18 protein-coding genes and 2 pseudogenes are annotated in these 22004 nt (G+C 44.7%); 6 read left to right on the top strand and 14 right to left on the bottom strand.

Annotated features, from left to right (window positions below; translation table 11 throughout):
• Nucleotides 1-33 precede the first annotated feature (33 nt).
• Nucleotides 34-1263: an NO-inducible flavohemoprotein gene (gene hmpA, locus QD47_RS00235; protein WP_044644216.1), complete on the bottom strand. Its 1230-nt coding sequence runs from the start codon at nt 1261-1263 to the stop codon at nt 34-36.
• A 398-nt stretch (nt 1264-1661) separates the two neighbouring features.
• Here hmpA and QD47_RS00230 point away from each other — a divergent pair, with 398 nt between their 5' ends.
• Nucleotides 1662-3200, top strand: coding sequence for a family 43 glycosylhydrolase (locus QD47_RS00230; RefSeq protein WP_044644215.1), 1539 nt, complete (start codon nt 1662-1664; stop codon nt 3198-3200).
• 171 nt (nt 3201-3371) lie between these two features.
• Here QD47_RS00230 and QD47_RS00225 read toward each other — a convergent pair whose 3' ends face one another.
• Together QD47_RS00225 and QD47_RS00220 are read right to left on the bottom strand one after the other, a co-directional pair.
• Nucleotides 3372-5321 carry an oxidoreductase gene (locus QD47_RS00225; RefSeq protein ID WP_044644214.1) on the bottom strand — a complete coding sequence of 650 codons (1950 nt, stop codon included), beginning with the start codon at nt 5319-5321 and terminating at the stop codon, nt 3372-3374.
• Nucleotides 5322-5377: 56 nt separating this feature from the next.
• Nucleotides 5378-6634 carry an L-lactate MFS transporter gene (locus QD47_RS00220; protein WP_044644213.1) on the bottom strand — a complete coding sequence of 419 codons (1257 nt, stop codon included), beginning with the start codon at nt 6632-6634 and terminating at the stop codon, nt 5378-5380.
• A 340-nt stretch (nt 6635-6974) separates the two neighbouring features.
• On the opposite strand from QD47_RS00220, the gene QD47_RS00215 reads away from it, so the two are divergent.
• Complete coding sequence (locus QD47_RS00215) at nt 6975-7511, top strand: PadR family transcriptional regulator (RefSeq protein ID WP_044644212.1); 537 nt, start codon at nt 6975-6977, stop codon at nt 7509-7511.
• A gap of 98 nt (nt 7512-7609) precedes the next feature.
• Here the strand turns inward: QD47_RS00215 and QD47_RS00210 are convergent.
• Nucleotides 7610-7885 (bottom strand): annotated as a pseudogene (locus QD47_RS00210) (UTRA domain-containing protein); the annotation flags it as partial.
• 507 nt (nt 7886-8392) lie between these two features.
• Entirely contained in the window at nt 8393-9082 is a 690-nt protein-coding gene (locus QD47_RS00200) for a hypothetical protein (RefSeq protein ID WP_044644210.1), read from the bottom strand.
• 332 nt (nt 9083-9414) lie between these two features.
• On the opposite strand from QD47_RS00200, the pseudogene QD47_RS00195 reads away from it, so the two are divergent.
• A pseudogene (locus QD47_RS00195) lies at nt 9415-9684 on the top strand (discoidin domain-containing protein); the annotation flags it as partial.
• Nucleotides 9685-9783: 99 nt separating this feature from the next.
• On the opposite strand, the gene QD47_RS00190 reads toward QD47_RS00195, so the two are convergent.
• From QD47_RS00190 to QD47_RS00170, 5 genes are all read right to left on the bottom strand, one after another.
• Entirely contained in the window at nt 9784-10494 is a 711-nt protein-coding gene (locus QD47_RS00190) for a GntR family transcriptional regulator (RefSeq protein WP_044644208.1), read from the bottom strand.
• 202 nt (nt 10495-10696) lie between these two features.
• Entirely contained in the window at nt 10697-12106 is a 1410-nt protein-coding gene (locus tag QD47_RS00185) for a glycoside hydrolase family 1 protein (RefSeq protein ID WP_044644418.1), read from the bottom strand.
• Between the two features lie 73 nt (nt 12107-12179).
• Complete coding sequence (gene celB / locus QD47_RS00180) at nt 12180-13508, bottom strand: PTS cellobiose transporter subunit IIC (RefSeq protein ID WP_044644207.1); 1329 nt, start codon at nt 13506-13508, stop codon at nt 12180-12182.
• Nucleotides 13509-13593: 85 nt separating this feature from the next.
• Nucleotides 13594-13926 carry a PTS lactose/cellobiose transporter subunit IIA gene (locus tag QD47_RS00175; RefSeq protein WP_025684654.1) on the bottom strand — a complete coding sequence of 111 codons (333 nt, stop codon included), beginning with the start codon at nt 13924-13926 and terminating at the stop codon, nt 13594-13596.
• Nucleotides 13919-14236, bottom strand: coding sequence for a PTS sugar transporter subunit IIB (locus QD47_RS00170; RefSeq protein ID WP_044644206.1), 318 nt, complete (start codon nt 14234-14236; stop codon nt 13919-13921). The genes QD47_RS00175 and QD47_RS00170 overlap by 8 nt, the downstream gene beginning before the upstream one ends.
• A gap of 343 nt (nt 14237-14579) precedes the next feature.
• On the opposite strand from QD47_RS00170, the gene QD47_RS00165 reads away from it, so the two are divergent.
• Together QD47_RS00165 and QD47_RS32340 are read left to right on the top strand one after the other, a co-directional pair.
• Nucleotides 14580-15263, top strand: a complete 684-nt coding sequence (locus tag QD47_RS00165; RefSeq protein WP_044644205.1) for a hypothetical protein — start codon at nt 14580-14582, stop codon at nt 15261-15263.
• Between the two features lie 56 nt (nt 15264-15319).
• A complete protein-coding gene (locus tag QD47_RS32340) occupies nt 15320-15562 on the top strand; it encodes a hypothetical protein (protein ID WP_044644204.1) in 243 nt (80 codons plus the stop codon).
• Here QD47_RS32340 and gtfA read toward each other — a convergent pair.
• From gtfA to QD47_RS00140, 4 genes are all read right to left on the bottom strand, one after another.
• Nucleotides 15559-16992: a sucrose phosphorylase gene (gene gtfA, locus QD47_RS00155; protein ID WP_459542280.1), complete on the bottom strand. Its 1434-nt coding sequence runs from the start codon at nt 16990-16992 to the stop codon at nt 15559-15561. The two genes, QD47_RS32340 and gtfA, sit on opposite strands and share 4 nt — an antisense overlap.
• A 59-nt stretch (nt 16993-17051) precedes the next feature.
• Nucleotides 17052-17834, bottom strand: a complete 783-nt coding sequence (locus tag QD47_RS00150) for an alpha/beta hydrolase family protein (protein ID WP_044644202.1) — start codon at nt 17832-17834, stop codon at nt 17052-17054.
• 45 nt (nt 17835-17879) lie between these two features.
• Nucleotides 17880-19223 carry an MFS transporter gene (locus QD47_RS00145; RefSeq protein WP_044644201.1) on the bottom strand — a complete coding sequence of 448 codons (1344 nt, stop codon included), beginning with the start codon at nt 19221-19223 and terminating at the stop codon, nt 17880-17882.
• 174 nt (nt 19224-19397) lie between these two features.
• Nucleotides 19398-20381 (bottom strand): LacI family DNA-binding transcriptional regulator, encoded by a 984-nt coding sequence (locus QD47_RS00140; RefSeq protein ID WP_044644200.1) that lies wholly within the window; start codon nt 20379-20381, stop codon nt 19398-19400.
• Nucleotides 20382-20878: 497 nt separating this feature from the next.
• Here QD47_RS00140 and QD47_RS00135 point away from each other — a divergent pair, with 497 nt between their 5' ends.
• The gene (locus tag QD47_RS00135) at nt 20879-21961 is read left to right on the top strand and encodes a hypothetical protein (protein WP_044644199.1); all 1083 of its coding nucleotides are present in this window, start codon (nt 20879-20881) and stop codon (nt 21959-21961) included.
• The last annotated feature ends 43 nt before the right edge of the window (nt 21962-22004 follow it).

Genomic DNA, 22004 nt, shown 5'->3' with positions numbered 1-22004 from the left:
CGAAGGAAACTATCCTTCGCCTTTTTAAACTTCTCACTGCGCTTCGGCTTCCCACGCTCTGGCAGGGCCAAAAAATTCATAGTGGATATCCGAAGCAGGGATATTCCACTCCTTCAAAAGAGCATACACCGATTGCATGAATCCCTCAGGGCCGCAAAAGTAATACTGCGCATTGCGTTCCGGTATCACGGATTGCAACCAGGCCAGATCCAAACGGCCTTCCTTGTGAAAAGCCTGTGCCAGCCGATCCTGCTCGGTTGGTCTGCTATAACACCACCGAACTGCGGCCTGTGCATGTGTGGCGACCAGCTTTTCCACCTCATTACGCAGAGCATGGTTATCCCCGTTGACTGCTGCGTGGACAAAGGTGATGGGCCGATCCGGAGCAGACTCCACCAAGGAAGCCAGCATGCTGACCATCGGGGTTAGCCCGACCCCACCGCTGATCAGCACGACAGGTCTGCGATCTGTTCGATCCAGCGTAAAATCGCCAGCCGGTGCAGATACCTGTAGTACATCTCCCGCCTGCACCTGCTCATGCAGATACACGGATACTTTACCCGACGGACGGGACCCTACGGCATCCTCGCGCTTTACGGATATCCGGTAGTGAGGTTGGCCCGGTGCATCCGAAAGGCTGTATTGACGGATGTGGGTATTATGTTCACCCGGAATCCGCATCTGTAGGCCGATGTATTGCCCAGGCTCGAATGCAGGCAGCACCTGTCCATCCTGCGGCACCAGATAAAAGGACGTAATTTGATCGCTTTCCTTGACCTTTTTCTGCACAAGAAAGCTCTTAAAGTCTGACCAGCCTCCCTGCTGCTGTTCCGCCTCCTTGTACATTTCAGCTTCCACGTCTATAAATGCATTAGCGATCACACCATAGGCCTCGGCCCATGCGGCGATGATCTCGTCTGTAGCCGCATCCCCCAACACGTCCTTGATCGCAGCGAGCAGATATTTTCCGACGATAGGATAATGCTCAGGCTTAATTCCCAAACTGCGATGCTTGTGTGCAATCTGCCGCACCACCGGAAGGATTTCCTCCAGACGATCAATGTGCTGTGCAGCCGCATATACAGCATTGGCCAGCGCCCCTTGCTGACGTCCTTGCTTCTGGTTAGCGTGATTGAATATATTCAGCAGCTCGGGATGAGCCTCGAACATCATTTGGTAAAAGCGCTTGGTGATCGTAGTTCCATGAACCTCCAAAACAGGTACAGTCGATTTTATCGTTGCAATGGTTTGCTCACTCAGCATCTTTGTATCCCTCTTCTCTCCAAAATAAGATGAACAAAGGGTGTTCCAACATATATACCCCATTGTTAACCCTCCATTTACAGCCCAGTATACCCACATAAAGTAACTGTTTATGTGATTGCAGTCACTTTAAATTTGAAATAATTTGCGAACGTGTCAATGACAAAACGCACAATCATAAACGTTTCAGAATATAAGCAATGACCTTTCCGCAAGTAGACAAAAGGAGAACGCCTTTCGGCCTGAGCTGGCCGATGTTCCCCTTTAAGGTTTCACCATTCTAAAAACTTCAATTTATTCCACTTGTAAACGCTTCCAATTAAGATAAAATCTAAGGTGAGGTGCCGGACAAGCCATACTGGCCCATTCTATCCGTATTAAGGGAGGCAGATGATATCGTGAAGTGGATCAACAACAGCAAATGGCTGGGCGCATGGATATGCATCATACTTGCAGTGGTCGGTACAGGGCTTCAACCGAATGCAGTGCATGCCGATACGACAGGTGTGACCCATGCAACCTATGGAGTCGAAGCGCTGAATGGTTTGGATACCATTCATGCTGATGCAGCACTATCGCTGAACGCAGCAGCAAGCACAGCTATTACAAACGGAACGGATTGGAAGGATACCGCAGGTAATCCGATTCAGGCCAACAGCGGCAATATTCTAAAAGTAGGCGCCACTTATTATTGGTACGGCGAGCATGCCGAGAACTGGAAATTTGAAAAAGTGAACGTATATACCTCAACCGATCTGAAAAATTGGTCCTTCCGCAGCAGTATTCTCACCAAAGATTCCGCCCCTGAGCTGAATTCCAGCAAAATCGAGCGTCCCAAAGTCATTTACAACCAAACAACCGGGAAATATGTGCTATGGGCGCATTATGAAAATGGCACCGATTATTCGCTGGGTCGCGTAGCTGTCGCTACCAGCGATACACCAGACGGGACTTTTGCCTACCAAGGCAGCTTCCGCCCGCTGAATTATGAATCCCGCGATATGACCGTATTCACGGATACCGACGGTAGTGGCTACCTCATTACAGCTTCCCGTAAAAATGGCGGCGCCAACGATACGATGGCAATCTTCAAGCTGACCGACGATTATACGGGCGTGCAATCGTTTGTGGGTTGGATTTTCGAGAATGGCTACCGTGAAGCCCCTGCTGTTGTGAAAAAGAACAACACCTACTACCTGTTTACCTCGCAGGCATCCGGCTGGTATCCGAATCAGGGTGCTTATGCAACCGCCAGCTCCATGACGGGAAGCTGGTCTGCGCTTTCGCCCTTCGGTGACCCGGCAGCCTACGGCTCGCAGATTCACTCCATCGCCACCATTACAGGCAGCGCAGGAACCAGCTACATCTATATGGGCGACCGTTGGAATCCGCTCAATCTGAGCGACCACAAGTTTATATGGCTACCGCTGATCCTGAATGACTCCAGCAAAACGGCAACGCTGAACTGGTACAGCAGTTGGGATCTGGATGCCGCGACAGGCAACGTGATTCTGCCTTCGCTTGTGAATCACGCGCAAGGCAAAACGGCGACTGCTAACTCAGTCGCATCCGGCTCTCCGGCTTCGCTGGCGAATGACGGCAACGCCCAAACCTCGTGGAAGGCTGCATCTGCATCCTGGCCCGCTTGGTGGCAGGTTGATCTGGGCAGCACGAAGACAATCAGCGAAGTGGATATTTCCTGGTTTATGTACAAAGGATCTGAGGCGTATTATAAATATAAAATTGAATACAGCGTGGATGGAGTTAACTATTCCACGATTGACCGCACTGGTAATACTTCGTATGGTTTTACCAGCGACAAGGTTAACTTCCAGGCACGCTATGTACGAATGAATCTCGTCAATGCGGTGTTATTTAATAACCCGAACAACTGGTATACCCCGACGGTGCATGAAGTCAGACTGCTTGGTAACTAACTTTCGCATCTGGAATATTGCTTAAACCTAAAAAAATATCGCACAACTCTTGCACAATGTTGTACTCATTTGCAGGAGTTGTGCGATTTGTGTTGAACCGCTATGTTCGAGTGCTTCTCTTAAACTTCCAGAAGCGTCCCAGGCCAGGTGGTGATAGTGAGTCGCAGATCATTAGATATCAAGCGCTGCATGATATCCTTGATAGATTGCAGTCGTAATCGTAGATGCCTTCACACAATCTCCGATTTGTGAAACATAAGGTGCACAATCCATTAACTCATCTACTACGTTTCTTCTTGCTCGTTGTCCAAGCGCACAAATGACTGAAGTACCTGGAACAAGATGTTCTTCACCATTTGAATCAGCGCAAACAACACCTTCTTTTGTAACACATAGCCCTTTAAATCCTAAATGAACTTGAATGTTATTCTTTTCGATTTCTTTTAGCATAATGGGACGATGTCTAATATTAGCATCTGGAGCCAGCTCTGCTCTCATCTCTACCAGATGAACAGTCTTACCTTCCTGGGCAAAGTGAATGGCTGCTTCACAGCCTGCCAGACCGCCTCCCAATACGACTACGCTATCGCTGACTTTGTCCTTCTCCAGGTAGTAGTTATTCACAATAACTACGTTATCACCATTCAATCCAGGAATCGGAGGAACAAGCGGTGCGGAACCAACCGCTATAATTAACGCATCCACATTTTCTTTCTCCGCATACTCTTTAGTAACAGGTGTATTCAAGCGAATCTCAACGCCAGCGTCTTTGGCCAGTTTTCCGAGAGTAACACCTAACTCATACATCTCATATTTAAAAGGAATCGCCTGTTCTCCCCTCAAGATACCACCTATCTCGTCAGACTTCTCACATAGAATGACTTTATGTCCCCGTTTAGCTGCAGTAAGAGCTGCATAAAGTCCGCCTGGGCCTCCGCCGGCTACTAGAACCTTACGTGGATTAGGGGAAGGATATATTTCTGTTCCATCCATTTCACGACCAATTAATGGGTTAACCGTACAGCGTCTTGTGGAGGTTTCTGCACGTTCAGCCATACAGGTGAAGCATCTCAGACATTTAATAATGTCCTCGTCGCGGTTACTCATCACCTTTTTTGGAAGCTCTGGATCAGCCAGCAGTGCGCGAGCCATTTCAACAACATCCGCCTGGCCGCTGGCAATGATTTCTTCCATTTGAGCTGGGTCATTTAATCCGCCGACCGTCGCAACCGGAACACTTACATGCTTCTTAATCTCTGCTGCAAGATAAACGTTACTTCCATGAGGCAAGAACATCGAAGGATGTGTGATACCAAAGCCTGTCTGATAAGTTCCAGCAGATACATGGAGCAAATCGACTCTTGATTCGATTAATTTAGCAATTTCTATACCTTCTGTCAGGTCATAGCCGCCTTCAAATAACTCCGAACCACTCATTCTAAACTCGATTGGGAAGCCAGAACCCACCGCTTCACGGACACTGTCCAAAACCTCCTGTGCAAAACGCACCCTGTTTTCCAAAGATCCGCCATACTTGTCTGTTCTGCGGTTGAAATAAGGAGAAAAAAACTGATTAATCAACCATCCATGTCCGCCATGAACCATAATCATTTCATAACCTGCTCTCTTGGCAAGTCCAGCACATCTACCATAAGCTGCTACGATATCATCAATTAGTTCTTGCGAAAGTTCCTTTACTTCTCTGCCGTCCGGGCGTACTCCGGGGCTGGGTCCCCACTGAGCAAGTCCTTGTTTCTTATTTTTGTCAGTCAAATAAGTTCCTGCATACTGTCCAGAATGAGACAATTCCACACTGGCAATTGCCCCGTGACGGCGAATAGCGTCTGCAGTATAGGTAAAACTAGCAAGAGAATCTACTGTCCCCAGATCCAGATGGTACATATGGGAAGCTTCCGTTTCGGGATGAACTACAACTTCACTGACCGTGACTGACGCAGCACCGCCTTTGGCTCTTAATTCATAAAAAGCTGTAGATTTCGGTCCAATAGTGCAGTCAGCTGTAATATCTGTACCTCCCATAGGAGAGCCAAACATTCTATTTCTGAAAGTCACATTTCCAATCGTGATTGGTTTACATAGGTTTGGATATTTTCTTTGCATGATTTCATTCTCCTTATCTGTATTTATTTGCTTTCTTACGTTTAATGGATAGCTTTCTAATTCTTATCCACAGCCATCTTCTGATTTTTTCGGGCAGCCAACTTATATACAAATGTTAGAACAAGTCCTGTTATGCCAAGTACGGCCGCAATGACAAAAGCTCTCTGATAGCTACTGTCTGTGCTGTAAACATGACTCATAATGGATGGGCCAAAGTATCCTGCTGTTGCAAATCCAATAAACATAATTCCATAATTCACACTATTATTTCTCACACCAAACTGATCGGCAGTAAATCCAGGAAATACCCCCATCAGTGCACCAAAGCATAAACCAATAACTGAAATACCAATATAGAATGTCAACACACTACCTTCGCCTGAAAAATAAAGCAATGTGAGTCCTATGACCGAAAAGACAGAAGAAAATGCCAGGGTATTGATTCGACCGATTTTGTCCGAAATATAGCCTGCAACGATTCGTCCGCCCGTGTTAAACAATGCCAATACGGAAACAACTGTCGTAGCGGCTGCCGCAGACATACCAATCATTTTCTGAGCTATAGGAGAAGCTTGTGATGTACACATGAGTCCGGCAAAAGCACCACACATTAATAACAAGATCATGATATAAAACAGAGGGCTTGAGAGCATGCCTTTCCAGTCTTTGTCGTTCTGAATAGAACGGCCAACATTTACAGTCTTGGGTGTCCATCCTGCAGGGACAAAATCAGATGGACATTTCTCAATGAAGAAAGAAGCAGCACATACAATAATAAGAAATGCTATACCGATGATAATGAATGCTGATGTCACACCAGACCTACTGATTAAACTATTGGCAATAGGAGGTATAATAACTGAGCTTATTCCATAAGCAGCCGTTGTTATACCGCCAACTAATCCTCTTTTGTCAGGGAAAAACTTAATAGAGTTGCTAATTGTACATCCGTAAACCATTCCCGTTCCTAGGCCGAGTACGATACCGTAAGCCAATACCAGGTAACCTACAGATGTTGCAAATCCTGATAAAATCATACCGCCTCCAAACAGCAAGCCCCCTACAAAGATCACTTTCTTGGGCCCGAACCGATCATTAATCCAGCCACCTGAAATCATCGTGATAGGACCTACCGAATTTGTAATCGTAAATGCTATAGCCAAATTCCCCGGTGTTAAACTAAGTCCTGTTACGCTACTCAAATATTCTGCCATTGGGGCAGAAAATACACTCCACGCGTAAATTGATCCAATACACAGATTAATAAAGCAGCTTGCAATCAGAATAATCCATCTCTTTTTTGTAAGTTCCACTAAGATCTTCTTCTCCCTCGTTGTTGTATTGTGAAATCATTCACATATTTCGAATTAATATTAACACGCACTTTCGAATATATCAACAGAAACATGTATGTATTTATATGATTTGTCGAACGTGTTTTTGAATATATGTATCAATCTTATTCTGGACTCGCCAAATATGTTATACTTAACCGAGGATTTTGCAAAAATCCACAAAGCGTTGTGTAATCAGGAATATATAGATCGAAATGATTTTATTCGTCTATATATTGTACCTTGGAGCGATTGGAATCGAATTTTGCAAAATCCTTTTAACCAATAAACGACGAATATGTATAAGGAAGAGAGCCTTATGAGAACTTTAAAATATGCCATCCTAGGCTTGTTAAATAAAGAACCTATGACTGGTTATGATATCGGTAAAGAATTCAGTAGAGATTTAGGCGAATTTTGGACTGCAAAGCACAGTCAGATCTATCCAGAATTAAAAAAGCTGCTTAATGAGGGACTTATCGTCTACGAAATCCAAATTAGCGGAGAGATTTTAGAAAAAAAATTGTATTCGATTACGGAGGAAGGCAAAGAAGATTTTTTACAATGGTTAAAAAAAGCAGAGCCTATTGAACCGACTCCCAAAGATGTGTTTAGGCTGAGAATGTATTTTTCTAATCATCTGGATGTAACAACCCGATTAGATCTGTTGGAACATCAGCTGCTTCAACATCAAGATAGGCTGGAACATTTACGCAAAAATAAAGAACGCTATGAAACTATTCCTCCTCTTGATAGTGATAACTTTGGCGATTATCTTGTATTAGATGGTGCTATTTTACGCGAGACTGGAATCATACAATGGTTAGAAAATTTTATTTCTTATTGTAAAAAATAGAACGTCTCCTTTTCCCCTAAATAGTTAACCAAAAGAAAGCATAAGGATCCGAGATCTGTAGCTCGAATCCTTATGCTTATTCTTTTATTCTTTACTTATCAACGCATCCGGTTCACTGTGGTAAACACAAATTTGTCGTACCGATGTCGTGAGAAAGAGTATTCAAACGGAATACCCGTATCCAGATATCCCACCTGCTCAATTTCCAAGATTGGATCATCCGCTGCACAGTCCAAATGCTCCCGATCCAGTTCTGTCGACTTGGACGCACGGATTGTACGATGTGAACCGACAATATTAAGGCCCAGCTCCTCCTTAATATGTTTGTACACCGAGCCATACAGCACCTGCTCGGTAATACCGCTAATCAGCTTATAATGTAAATTTGAAATATATGGTTTTAATAATTAATTTATTGAAAAAACATGAAATTATTGATTTTATCATTCATATAGTCTATTGTTGGGATATAATGGTTTGAAATTCCGAAAGGAGGGATGAATTGATTAAAAAAAATGTACTACACTTCATCATTCTTGTCATCTCGGGATCATTTGCTGTGCTCTTCTACTTTCAAAATCTAATTTTTCTAAGCCTGCTCTTCTTTTTAGGAGTTATAACGGATTTAATAAACTTGTTTTTAAAAAGCAAGGAATTTAATGATGATATATTCAAAGCTGGTTATTTCTCCTATTTAGTTTCCATAGCTTATATTTTTATTGTTTTCGTTATGTACATGTTTGATATTTTATCAGCCGATACTTCAATTCCAACCATATTATTCGGCGTAATTCTTCTTCAACCCATTATTTCTCTTTTTTTATTTTTTAAAAAATAAATAAAAAAAGGAGCTTGTATTAATACAAGCTCCTTTAATTTTTTTAATACTGAGGGTCAATTCTTGTTGGATGAACGGGATAAGCAAATGTAATATAAACTCCATTTCCATTGTCGGTTGTTCTAAGAAACACATAACCAGTTCCTTGTATCCAAGTTGAAATTTCAACCAATATAGGCAATAATTTACCCGGAATACCAGGCACTCTCTTCAAAATAATTTCCACTAGTTTGGTAATAGATGCACCGATCGCCATAGCATTTGAAACTTCCTGAACCGTGCCATGGTCCATCCACAATTCATACCCCCACCAAAAAGTCCGAAAGTCATTTACCCCTCCTTTTACAACTTGTGGTTTTACATTGGAAGGATTATTGCCTGTGTAAACTACCTCCAAGTTACTATTAACTATTGCATCTCCCGATTTAATGTCCTCATTCACAACATTAAACCATGCATTAATGGATTCAATTACCGCTTCAGGGACTTGTACGTTTTGCTTATAAGTGGGGTCTATGTAGAGAGTACCATCCTGTTTGTTAGTATGGACATAAGGCTGTAATACGTCAACGTACTGCTTTACAGGAACTTCATTAGCATTGGAAATTACGTTTGCTTCAATAGCGGAACTGCTTGGAGACTGAGAAGCAAAGGAGAGCGACGGTAAAACTGTTGTGGCCAAAATAGCTCCTGCTGTACCTAACGCAATTTTTCTAACCAATTTTTTACTCATGTGAAACCTCCCATTTTTTTATAATTACGTCCTTAATATACCTCTTCCTTGTTTTTATTCAATATATATATTTTTTGCATACTATAATGATATAAGAACGGGTTCTGTTAAGTAGGGACAAAGCCTGAACAAGGTTTTTTAATCACTTCTCCAGTAAAACCTTTCAACCTCAATAATTAATGAACGTTATTGTTTGCGGTCTAAGCCAATGATCAGTGATACGTTCCATCTATTAAATATTCCTGATTTTATTTACTATTTGGATTCAGGGGACCAACGGCAATATTTTGAAGCAGGCTCCACCTACTATAAGTACGGCGATCACATGGAAGGCTGCCCGGACCATCAGCGAAGTGGATACTTCCTGGTTTATGTACAAAGGGTCTGAGGCGTATTATAAGTATAAAATTGAATATAGCACCGATGGAACTAACTATTCCACGATTGACCGTACCAGTAATACTACGTATGGATTTACCAGTGATAAGGTTAACTTTCAAGCACGCTACGTCCGGATTAATCTCGTCAATGCGGTGCTGTTTAATAACCCGAACAACTGGTATACACCGACCGTGCATGAAGTAAGATTGCTTGGTAATTAATTTAATTCACTTCATTAAAAAGAACATGGCAGGAAGCACCCACATAAAGGAGGCTTCTACTGCCATGTTTGCTTTACCATCCGCTTCATACTCACTCGCTCAACGCATCCGGTTCACCGTGGTAAACACAAATTTGTCGTACCGATGTCGTGAGAAAGAGTATTCAAACGGAATACCCGTATCCAGATATCCCACCTGCTCAATTTCCAAGATTGGATCATCCGCTGCACAGTCCAAATGCTCCCGATCCAGTTCTGTCGACTTGGACGCACGGATTGTACGATGTGAACCGACAATATTAAGGCCCAGCTCCTCCTTAATATGTTTGTACACCGAGCCATACAGCACCTGCTCGGTAATACCGCTAATCAGCTTCGTGGGCATGTACGTGCGCTCGATAACATAGGGCTCGCCCTCTACAACACGCAGACGGATGAGGTGATATACAGGAGAATTGGCATCAATAAATAGATGAGCCGCTACTTCCTCGGATGGAAATTGAACGTCAAAGGCTACGATTTTATTTTTGATTTCTTTCCCGCGCAGGACGTTGGTTAAGCCCAGCATTTCATTCACGACGACGTTAACAGGACCATTGTGAACCGATTTGACGATAAAGGTCCCGTGCCCTCTTTTACGATTCAACAGTCCTTCCATCACCAACGTATCCAATGCCCTCTTAATCGTCATCCGACTCACCTGAAACTCATTTGCCAGCGAGATTTCATCGGGGATCGGATCATCACCGCTATAGGTTTTATCCATAATCCGCTGTTTGACTTCTTGCGCAATCCGCTCGTATTTATTCATCAGTCTACCACCTGTACTAAAAATTGTTTTATGTCAGCATTTTACCAAAACATCGGTATCGCTGGTTCATTTTGTTCTGCAGGCGGGACGTTAAGGTATTACGGTATAAGTAAGTATACCGAACATTACACTTTCTCACCAGCGGCATACGGCATAGTCCATTTTCGGTGATGAAGAAAAAAAGGCGGTCCAGAGGACCACCTTAAAATCCGTTATTTTCGATCACCTGCTTGAACCAGTGCCCACTTTGTTTAACGGATCGTTTACCTCCGTCCTGCAGGTCGACAGATACAAAGCCATAGCGGTTTTTATAGGCGTTCGACCAGGACCAGTTGTCCATAAACGTCCACAGGTGATAGCCTTTCACATTGGAGCCCTCCGAGATCGCCCGTTGAACCCATTTTAGATGCTCACGGATAAAATCAATGCGATAGTCATCGCGGATCATACCCTGTTCATCCCTGAATTTTTCCTCACCCTGAACGCCCATCCCGTTTTCCGAGATAAAGCATTCAATATTTCCGTAATTCTGTCTGACATTGGTCAAGATATCGTAAATGCCCTTCTCATAGATCTCCCAGCCCCGCATCTCATTCATCTTGCGACCTGGCATCACATAATAATCAAAGTAACGTTCTGGCACAAAAGGCGCGTCCGGGTTCGGCAGACTTTCGCGGGCCTTGACTCTGCGTGGCTGATAATAGTTAATGCCCAGCAGGTCCACAGTGCCCTGACGTATAATCTCCCGATCCCCTTCTTCCGTCATTGGTAAAAATTCCTCTTGGCGCAGCAGCTCCACGAGCAAAGGATTAAATTCTCCCGTCACAGATGGGTCTAAAAAGGAACGGTTAAAGAACGCATCGCATATCTCAGCGGCCCGCACGTCTGCCGGATGCTGACTACGCGGATAGGTTGGCGTCAGGTTCAAAATAATGCCGATTTTTCCCTTGTAGCCTCCCTTTCTGTATGCCTGAATGGCACTGGCGCTCGATAACAGGGTATGATATCCCACCTGTACAGCTTTGCCGAAATCCACTTCATTCGGATAGTGGAAATCGTACAGATAGCCGCCTTCCACCGGGACAATTGGCTCGTTATGCGTAAACCATTTGGCTACACGATCCCCGAACAGCTCGAAGCAGGTATTGGCATAATCCACATATGCTTCGACCGTATCCCGGTTCACCCAGCCCCCCTTTTCCTGTAAAGCCATCGGCAAATCAAAATGATACAGATTCACGAACGGCTCAATATCGGCCTGACGCAATTCTTCAATGACGGCATTATAGAATTGAACCGCCTGCTGGTTTATCGCACCTCTTCCCGCCGGAAACAGACGCGACCAGGAAATGGAGAACCGGAAAGAGTTGTGACCAAGCTCTTTCATGAGTGCAATATCTTCTTTGTAACGGGTATAGAAACGGGACGTATCCGCAGGACCGACCCCGTCATAGAAACGGTTCGGCTCCTGCTCAAACCAATAATCCCATATGTTCGGTCCTTTGCCGTCTCCCTCCACGGTTCCTTCTGTCTGGGTAGCCGAAGCTGAGGAACCCCACCAGAAGTCGGATGGAAAAAGGTATGAAACGGTTTGCTTCTCTGTATCTTTCATTTCGGTATGATTCACAGCTCTACTCCTCTCTCTTTTCCAATGAACAAGCTGCTAATCCAGCAGCTCATTCACGTTACATTCCAACAGTTTGATCCTTACCTGCAATGGCTGCTTGGCTAAGCTCCTCTTCCTGCTCTTTACGAACGTTCACCCGGTCGATAATTTTCAGGAATGGGAACCAGATGACAAAGACGACAGCCATATTAAACAGTTGCAGCAGTCCACCCGCCAGGGAACCCGTACCCATCATTCCGCTAAAGAACAATGGCATCGTCCAAGGAACCTGTATCCCATTAGGTGGAGGCACAATTCCGGTAGACATGGCAAAGTAAGTAATCAGCGTAACGATCATGGGTGAAATCACCCAAGGAACAAAAATCAGCGGATTCATCACAATCGGTAGACCGAATATGACGGGTTCGTTAACATTGAACAAGCCCGGTCCAAGGGCCAGCTTACTGACCTGCTTCATTTGCTTGCTCTTAAGGAAGAACAGAATCGAAAGTACCACGGCCAGGGTCATACCTGTACCACCGATACCTACTGTATAAATATCCACAAACTGCTTAGTGATAATATGCGGCAGCTCCAAACCTTTGGAGTACGCTTCATAGTTTTCCAGTGCCAGCGTATTCCAGATCGGGTCCATGACCGAGTTGATAATAATTTGACCATGTAGCCCGAAGAACCATAAAAGCTGAACAAAGAAAACTGCAATCAATGTAGGGATAATGCCACTGCCCAAATGCACCAGCGGTGCCTGAACGGCATGATAAATCAAGTCATGCAGATTATTGTGAAGCGTCAAAGTGACCACTACGTTGATGATTAAAAATATGCCCAGCGTAATACACGCAGGAAGCAACGCAGCAAAAGACTTGGCAACCGCTGGCGGAACCCCTGGTGGCATTTTAATAACAATCTTCTTCTGCGTCACCTTTCGGTAAATCTCAGCCGCGATAAAAGCGACGATCATCCCGAGGAACATGCCTTTGGCCCCAATCCGGTCGACCGGAATAACACCTGCAATCGTAGCGCCACTCTCTTGAGTCAGCACGAACGGAGTCAGCATCAGGAAGCTGGCCAAAGCGATCATGCCGCCAAATATCGGCTCTACCTTATAACTTCGGGATAGATAATACCCGATCCCGACGACCACGAACATGGTCATGATATTCAGTGTTGCATTAGGCGCAATATTCAGCAGATTTTGAAAAGCAGTCAAATTGCTCTCGCCCATCCACCCTTTTAGAAACGGCAGATTAATAATAACGACAATTATGGAGCCAAAAACCGTTAATGGAAATGACAACATAAATGCATCACGCAGTACAGTAAGATAGCGGTTATTGTTCAGTTTACCGGCAATAGGTATTAAAATTTGGCTTAATTTTTCAAACAAAGCCTATTCCTCCCCGCGAAGTAACTTGCATCAGGTTTGTTGTGAAATTTTCATATGCCTAATTTCACAAACTCTTGTGTACAGATTATAAATTTCTGGATTTGAAAAGCTCTAGCAGCTCTTGAACCAGATCCTTCATAGTGACCGTGGACATGAGATGATCTTCCGCATGCATCAGAAGGAGCGACAAAGGAGTTGGGGTTCCTCCGGCTTCATTCTTCACCATTTGAAAATGGATATCATGCGCAGCCCGCAAATCCTGCTTCGCCTGCTTAATGAGATCGTCTGCACCTTCCGTGTTCTCATTCCGGTATTCGCTCAGTGCTTGAATCACTTTACTGCGAGCGCTTCCACTATGAAGAATGAGTTGGAAACTAATTTGCTCTTCCGTCAGATCGGCTATGTTGACTTTATCCATTTTTACGCTCCACCAGCTTCAAAGCCTGTTCATAGACTTTTTTGCCGTCCACCAGTCCGTACGCCATCATGTCGATCACTTCTACATGGATACCGTATTGGGCAGCTTCCTTTTGCAGCTGTCCTTTAAGAAAACTCATTTGCGGGCCAATCAATACCGCGTCAGCATTAGCCATGTCCTCTGTCGCCTGATCTTGACCTACTGCCCAAATTTCAGCCTCGTCTCCAATAGATTTGGCATAATCCTGCATTTTGGTAACCAGCAAACTTGTAGACATACCTGAGCTACACGCCAGTAAAATTTTCTTCATGATTGTTCCTTCCCTTCAAGGTCTGATTGGATGCTAACTACTAGAAAACGTTTACAGCGTAATTATAAATCCGCTTTTTAAATTTGTCTATACATTTAATTTATATGTATAGACTTTTTTTAAAATGACGCATTTTATTTTTTTCCTCAACATTAACGCTTTCATCTCTTCTCTTTCATCTCTCAATAACATTTGAGGCTCAGAATATTAGAATAGTGCATAATTCGTCCCTCGAAGTGCGAACCGGGGGTCATATAGACGAGGAATACAAGCAGTTGTATGATTAGCAAAAATAACAGGTATTCATAGCTTCACTACATTACACGATACGGAGGTTCCGCCCATGAATGTAACCGATAACGACAACAATACCGCTCTTTGGCAGCGATATGCGCCTTACCTGATGTTTGATCACAAGGAGCCGTTTTACCCGGATTTTGTTGGTGTGACGGTGCTGGATCAACCGGGTCCTTCCCCCTCCTTTCGTCGCACATTGGAATTTTCGGACGAACGGGTGAAGCATATTGTGGAGTATGCCATCTGGTGGGACTACGAAATCGGTCACCTCTATGAGCTGGAGCATGTGTGGGTCTATGTCGGGCATGATGGTGAGGTCGTAGACTGCGAAGCTAGCTTCCACGGCAGAGTGTTCAAAGGGCTGCTCAAGGACCGCAGTAATCTACTAGATGGTACGCATGTGCGTCTGTACTCTCAACCGGGAAAGCACGCTTTCTCGCCGATCACGGACATTTTCGAATTGTTGCCTGACCTGTACACCAATGCGAACGAACGCGCCGGGGTGGACGGGCTGCTAACGAACGAGCTGTTCCACGGCCTGATTGCCACGAATGATGAAATTGATGGGCTTGTACGGCGCCATCTCCAATCGTTGTCCTTCGTACCAGCCATGGAATTTGAGGAATATTACTTCGCGCCGGAGCTGTTCATGCCGTGGTCTTCACTATTTCGCATCATACCGGAACGAATTGAAGCCCGTGTACAGGAGCTGAAGCGTCAATATTTGTAGGGGTACGGCAGAGTAAAGGTGAGAACAGCGGGCAGGCGTAAAGCGGCGGCGGATGAATGGGTCGAGAAAAAAGGTTCGCGGATACACTGGAATCAATAGTGGAGGAAATCGAAGTATCCGTGCTGCGTGAGCTGGCGGTGAACCGTTCCCTGAAAAAGCTGGAGGGCATCACGCCCGGTGATTACCGTAAAATGAAAATCCGCCCGCAACAGGGAATAGACTGTGGGCGGGCGGCTGAATACCGTGCAGGAAATTATATTCTGTTATGCTCTTGGGATCCGATGCGTCCTATCAGTTAAACGCCTGTCAGACGTACAAGGGACCCTTTTTCCAGATCTACATAATCAACTGTAAATGCGTGGGTCCGCACGTTGGCTTTCAGAAGGGCACGATAGGTCCCTTTTTTCCATTGGATTTCCAACTGATCGGAATTTCCAGCTTCTACGATTTTGATTTCACCATCAAAAGCAGGATAGGAATTGCGGAATTTCATCAACTGAAACAATCGCTTCATAACTGGTCTTTCCAGGTTTTCAATGACTTCCTCTTGGGAATAGTAATGCCGATTAATGTTACGGCCTACCTTCGTTTCTTCCAATAGCGCGATGTCATTTTCACCTGCCAGCAGCCCTACATAATAGACTTGGGGAATGCCCGGTGCAAAAAACTGAATGGCTCTTGCCAGTACATAGGCATCATCGTTGTTGCCGAGTGCTGAATAGTACGTACAGTTGAGTTGATAGATATCCAGGTTATTATAGGCGGCCGTATTGTATACCCTTTTAATGTTAGCTCCCTTGGAGAACAAATTATTTTTGGTCTCTTCGATCTCTTCATCCGTCATTAAGCCCTTGGCATCCACTACTCCAATTCCATCATGAGTATCCAGCGTAGTAAACTGCTTTCTCGGACAGATGTTCAGCCAGTGAGTGAGACGCTCACTATTACCGCTATACAGTGTGTGCAGCACCAGCATAGGCAGGGCAAAATCGTAAACCCAATGATCCTTCTCAGCAAGCTTCAACTGAATGGAGTAATGTTCATGAATCTCCGGCAGAACATCGACGCCGTAAGGCTTCAACATCTCCTGTGCTTCACCAAGCATGTCCCAAATTTCAGGCTCCACGAAAAAACAATTGGTTCCTCTTTTTTTGGTAGCATATGCAAAAGCATCAAGTCGGATGATCGAAGCACCCATTTCAGCCAGACGAATCAGGTTTTCTCTGACAAATTGCTGGGTCACATCGGAGTGCAGATTAAGATCCACCTGTTCCTCATCAAAGGTACACCATACCTTTTCCGTCGTACCATCCTTAAATTCGACATCAATATAAGGCGCACGTGGCTTTCTTTTATAAATCAAATCCACTTCTTCCTGAGTGGGCTCTCCATTCGGCCAAAAATCTTTGTACCGGATAAACAAGTCGGCGTACGGCGAAGCGTCTTTATGTTGAACAAAGTCCTGAAAATACGCCGAGCTGCGAGAGATATGATTAATCATAAAATCAAACATGAGGTAAAAATCCTGAGACAGCCGTTTAATATCTTCCCAGTCACCAAAGGGTGCGTCAACGTTCTCATAGGTCATCGGAGCAAAGCCACGGTCTGCCGAAGACGGATAAAAAGGAAGCAAATGAACGCCACCGATAACCTGTCTAAAATGGCCGTTTAGCAGTTCCCCCAGCTCTTTCAAATTCTTCCCCATGCTGTCTGCATAAGTGATAAGCATAATTTCATTTTTAATGGACACGATGGTTTCTCCCCTGTTCTCCCGCTGTGGGATATCTATTATTTAGCGTTCTTTTCAAAAAAATCTAACGTATTTCTGAATAGCTGTTCCCGATGAGGTACATTTCCCCATGAATGGTCGGCACCTTCAATGATCTGAATGCCAATGGGCTGTGAATAGGTTTGTTCATATTGATAGGCATATTGGATAGGCGCTATAAAGTCCTGATCTCCATGTATAATGGCGACATTTCCTTTAAAACTTGAGGCTCTGGTGTAAATATCCAAGCTGGCTACATCCTCAATGAATCCTGGTCCAAGACGCAAACTGTTGAAATCAAAGTACCCCTGTTGATCCATGGACGAAATTGGTTGTCCCTGAATCGTTTTGTTGTTATTGATTTCGTCGGTTACGGTTGCCGCAGGGGACCACATACATAAAGAGTGAATGTCTTCAGACAAATCACCAGCTACTATACTGGCAACCACGCTCCCTAGGCTCATACCCATTAGACTGACTCGGGACGGGTCTACGAATTCCAGCTGCCGGACAAAGTTAACGATGGCCTTTCCCTCTTCCACCTCTCCGGAAATGGTCACGTCGTAAAAATCTCCCTCGCTTTCGCCATGCCCTCCAAAATCAAACCGCACAGCTGCAATCCCTTGCTTCTCAAGCAGGCGTGAAATTTGGACAAATGAGTAAAAATATTCGATCCGGTTAGCCCCGAATCCATGAAACATAATGACAGTAGGATATTTACCGCCCTTGAGTGTCTCAGGAATATGAGCTGTTCCTCTTAGCGTCAACCCATGAACAGAAGTTTCAATATATTGTAATGACATGACAGCCACCTCAATCTCAAATTTTTTGAATATGAATATGTTAAGTTACTGAGCCGCTCTTCTTTCAGTCAGCTCTGCACGCATTTGGCTTTGGACAAAGTCAATCCGGTACATATAAATGAAGAGCATACATATCGCAAATGCAATCGCAGGAATCCAGACAAAATTAGTTGTAATGGCCTGCAATGCAGACTCTGTCTGCACCATGTTAGCTACAAACCCTCCCTTAGCCAGAATTTTGGATGTTAAAGCTCCTGCAATCCCTGCGCCAAACTGAATTCCGATCGTTCCGGCTGCCGTTAACAGACCTTGAGCTCTGACACCAAACTTCCATTCTCCAAAATCGACGGTATCGGCAAACATAACAAAAACCGTACTTTGCGCAGCCCCCAAACCAAACGATCCCAGAGCAACACCAAACAGTGTAAGAGCAAGAGAAGGCTCCATCGAACCCATCCACATCACAATCTGTCCCAGAATACTGACCAGTAACCCGATCAAAACCAGATTTCGGTTCTTCATTTTCTTCACAATAAATGGAACTAGCAACATACCGATGATCATGGCACCTGCATTAATCCCATTGGCAAGCGAGCTCATTCCCTCGTTTCCCATATTATATTTAAAGAAGAATATCATGGTAGACCCTTTGGCCACTACTCCGATAAAGATCACAAAATTAGTCAGTGCAAGCATCCACCATGGAAAATTGGGCAAGAGCGCCTTAATGCTGTCTCGGAAAGGAACCGGTTTACCCTGATCATATTGAACACGCTCTCTCGTATTCCTAAACGTTAAAAGAAACATAATTACGGATAACACGGAGAATATCCCCATGGTGAATATAAATCCCTTTTGGTTCGTTCCCCCTCCAAAAAAAATGACCAATGGAAGAACAACCACACCTGATACCAACACACCAATCTGTCCGCCGATATTACGAAACATATTGGCCGAGCTTCTTTCCAGTGGATTCGCAGTGAGACTCGGTAGCATCGCCGAAATAGGTACATTGATACCTGCAAAGATAATGTTCAGTAAAATGTAGGTAATATAGGCATAAGCCAGTTTATAAGAATCATCGAAATAACCTACAGCAAAAGACAGCACCGTGATAATCCCGAATGGAATTGCCAACCATAGAAACCAGGGCCGTGCTTTACCATACTTGGAATTGGTTCTATCAATGAGAATCCCGAAGATCGGACTGGCAAAGGCATCGAGTACACGGACAATTAAAAATAACAGACCGACAGATTCGAGGCTTAGTCCTGCAACATCGGTGTAGTAAAACATGAGATATGTTGAAACAACAGTGAATACCAAATTGTAAGCGGTATCACTTAGTCCATAGCTTAACTTCTCTTTGAGGCTTAACTTATTGCTCATCTTCTTCGTCCCCTTATGTGAGATTCACGTTGCAAGTAAAGCGTTTTCAGAAAACGTTCTATAATGATTTATATTATATACTAAAGGATTGACATGTCAAACGATTGACATGAAATTTTCAAAAAAAAATATATGACCGTTACCCAACAAAAGAATAGGGGAACGGCCATCATTCTAGGTTGTGTGCCCAAGGATCAAATGGACCGGGAGCAGCGGATTTAAGTCCCCTTTGTAGTCCTGTCCATTAATTCGTTTGTTCAAAATTTCTACGGCTTGCCGGGCCATTTGCTGAATGGGCTGACGAATGGTGGTTAACTGTGGCATAAAGGCTTGGGCCGTCTCTGTCCCATCATATCCAACAACTTTCAACGTTTCCGGCACACGTCTACCTGTCTTCAAGGCTTCAAAATAAACGTTTGCCGCCAAGATATCATCACTCGCAAAAATACCATCCACATCTGGATGCTCACTAAAAATCTGATGAATGATTTGTTTATATAATTCTTGATCAAAAGATCTTGGGACTTCGTAAAAAACGGACTCCAAGCCGTGATTCTCCATCGTTTTTTGGTAGGCCTCCAAACGCAAATGTGTATCGGTTTGCAGCATGTACGGCCCATTGATATGAATGATTTTCTTACAGCCTTTATGAATTAAATGTTCCGTTGCCAGCTTCCCACCCAAATAATTATCCGAAGAAACGACAACCGCCTCTTCAGAAATATACTGGTCAATGGAGACAATCGGGAATGAAGAGTTTACTCGCTCAAATACACCCCTGTTATGACTACCGACAATAATTCCATCCACTTGGTTCCGCAGCAGCATGCTCAAATAATTGGCTTCCTTCTCTGCACTTTTCAAACTGTTGCACAAAAAAACCTTATACCCCAGCTCCTCGCAAGCGAGTTCAATATGAAATATCAGTTCCGCATAAAAGGGATTACTCACGGTTGGAAAAATCAACCCTATAATGTTGCTTTGTTTGGATAACAGCGATCTGGCCATTTCGTTCGGTACATAATTCAGCTCTTCCATAGCGTTGTATACTAACGAACGTGTCTTTTCACTGATATATCCCCTGTTATTCATGACTCTGGAAACCGTCGTTGGAGAAACACCCGCACGCTTTGCTACATCTTCTATTTTTGGTTTCAATGGATTAGCCTCCGTAAGCATAAGAAAATTCTAGGGTTATTTTATTGTTCTCAAATATTCACATGCCATAATTCTAACGAAAGTTTGAAAATGTCTCCACTTAATTATTTTTATATCCCGAGGTCCACAGCCGGGGTATAACCGAATTGTGAAACGCATCTTATTACCTACGATCCACACGGGAGGGATTCATCAAAGGCCGCTGTATGAATACAAACGCGGAAACTGTGCGGACAGGCAGGTATTCTTCGAAGAAAGAGAGAACTGTATATCGTCAGGTTTGGAAAAAAATGAAAATAGACTGGCAGCTATATGCGCTGCTGGCGGTGATGCTCCATGAGCTGACCTCCTCCCACATTCAGAAGATATCGCAAACCATTTTATTTCCTGGGTTATTATTGACGGCATCGTCTATCAGGTGTTTGCCACGCACTACGGTATCGTCAATCTGCTCCACTGGAATTAAAAATCTCACGAAACGAAGGAGTGTGTTTAGCATGTGGAAAAAAGGAAGCAAAGCATTAGCAGCGGTTATCATTCTGGGGGCGACATTGGTCGCACCCGCTGTGGCTCCATCCAAGGCAGCAGCAGCGGGTCTGAGCGCATCCGAGCAATCCAGACTTGCGGAATACTGGTCGCCTGTGCTGTATCAGGATGTAGGTAACAACCCCGAAGGGGATATTCCGATTCCCGTAAACTTTGACGGCGACTGGTCAGGGCTAAACAACTGGGACAATATCGGCAAGTATGCCAAAGGCAGCAGCTTACCCTTGAAACCAAGCGTATACTGGTCGGTCGTGGAATCAGATACCCACTATTTCATCGGCTATGATCTGTTCTACGCTACACATGATCCACGAGGGACATTGGGAGATCATGAAAATGATATGGAAGGCATGATGTTCACGATCCGCAAGCCAGGCACAGCCAAAAAAGACGGCACCAAGGTGACCAATCCGAACGGCGAGCTGGAATTGGCTTTGATGCCGAGACACGCCAAGCTGGGCATGTATGGCCCTGCCAACAAGGCGGTTCAATATGATCCAGGAATGAGCTCAGTTTACTATGACAGCAACTTCACCACTGAAACGAACGCCTCCGGCACCCATCCCTTGGTATACAGTGCGCAAAATGACGAGTCCTTCCTCGAATCGGACGGTGATTTCGGACACGCGCTCAAGCCTTACAACGGTAAAGGCGCCAAAGGCAAATCCGGCTACGTCTTTCAGGCCGGAACTCCGGTGAATCTCAACGCCTCCGGTGGACAGCTATGGGACTCCAAAATCGGTAATTTTGACGATAGCAAGCGTATGGGGTACGAGCTGATCCCGCTGGAAACCTCGCTGTGGCCGCTGCGGAACGATTTTACGCTGGACCTGTGGAGCAGCTACGGCACGTTCAAGGGCGACAACGGCCGTGCCAATGCCGCTAATGCGCCATGGGGCTGGAGCTTCGAGAACTATCGCGATCTGGGATCAGGTCGGATGCTGTATGACCCTGCCTACCTGGTGGACAAGCTCTTTGACGGATTGGGTGAATTTTCGTTGACCTACCGCACCAATCCGTACAGCGGACAATAGATATAATAGCCACGATCGTCTTGTGATCCTTTCCCCGACGGCT

Source organism: Paenibacillus terrae, assembly GCF_000943545.1.
Taxonomy (GTDB): domain Bacteria; phylum Bacillota; class Bacilli; order Paenibacillales; family Paenibacillaceae; genus Paenibacillus; species Paenibacillus terrae_A.
The sequence above is the reverse complement of the archived record's forward strand: the minus strand, read 5'-3'. Positions and strand labels throughout refer to the sequence as shown.

Excerpts from the sequence above, each read along its gene's own strand:
- hmpA (WP_044644216.1), bottom strand. The coding sequence starts at position 1,263 with ATGCTGAGTGAGCAAACCATTGCAACGATAAAATCGACTGTACCTGTT.
- QD47_RS00225 (WP_044644214.1), bottom strand. The coding sequence starts at position 5,321 with ATGCAAAGAAAATATCCAAACCTATGTAAACCAATCACGATTGGAAAT.
- QD47_RS00215 (WP_044644212.1), top strand. The coding sequence starts at position 6,975 with ATGAGAACTTTAAAATATGCCATCCTAGGCTTGTTAAATAAAGAACCT.
- QD47_RS00200 (WP_044644210.1), bottom strand. The coding sequence starts at position 9,082 with ATGAGTAAAAAATTGGTTAGAAAAATTGCGTTAGGTACAGCAGGAGCT.
- QD47_RS00190 (WP_044644208.1), bottom strand. The coding sequence starts at position 10,494 with ATGAATAAATACGAGCGGATTGCGCAAGAAGTCAAACAGCGGATTATG.
- QD47_RS00185 (WP_044644418.1), bottom strand. The coding sequence starts at position 12,106 with ATGAAAGATACAGAGAAGCAAACCGTTTCATACCTTTTTCCATCCGAC.
- QD47_RS00175 (WP_025684654.1), bottom strand. The coding sequence starts at position 13,926 with ATGGATAAAGTCAACATAGCCGATCTGACGGAAGAGCAAATTAGTTTC.
- QD47_RS00170 (WP_044644206.1), bottom strand. The coding sequence starts at position 14,236 with ATGAAGAAAATTTTACTGGCGTGTAGCTCAGGTATGTCTACAAGTTTG.
- QD47_RS00165 (WP_044644205.1), top strand. The coding sequence starts at position 14,580 with ATGAATGTAACCGATAACGACAACAATACCGCTCTTTGGCAGCGATAT.
- QD47_RS32340 (WP_044644204.1), top strand. The coding sequence starts at position 15,320 with ATGGGTCGAGAAAAAAGGTTCGCGGATACACTGGAATCAATAGTGGAG.
- gtfA (WP_459542280.1), bottom strand. The coding sequence starts at position 16,992 with ATGCTTATCACTTATGCAGACAGCATGGGGAAGAATTTGAAAGAGCTG.
- QD47_RS00150 (WP_044644202.1), bottom strand. The coding sequence starts at position 17,834 with ATGTCATTACAATATATTGAAACTTCTGTTCATGGGTTGACGCTAAGA.
- QD47_RS00145 (WP_044644201.1), bottom strand. The coding sequence starts at position 19,223 with ATGAGCAATAAGTTAAGCCTCAAAGAGAAGTTAAGCTATGGACTAAGT.
- QD47_RS00135 (WP_044644199.1), top strand. The coding sequence starts at position 20,879 with ATGTGGAAAAAAGGAAGCAAAGCATTAGCAGCGGTTATCATTCTGGGG.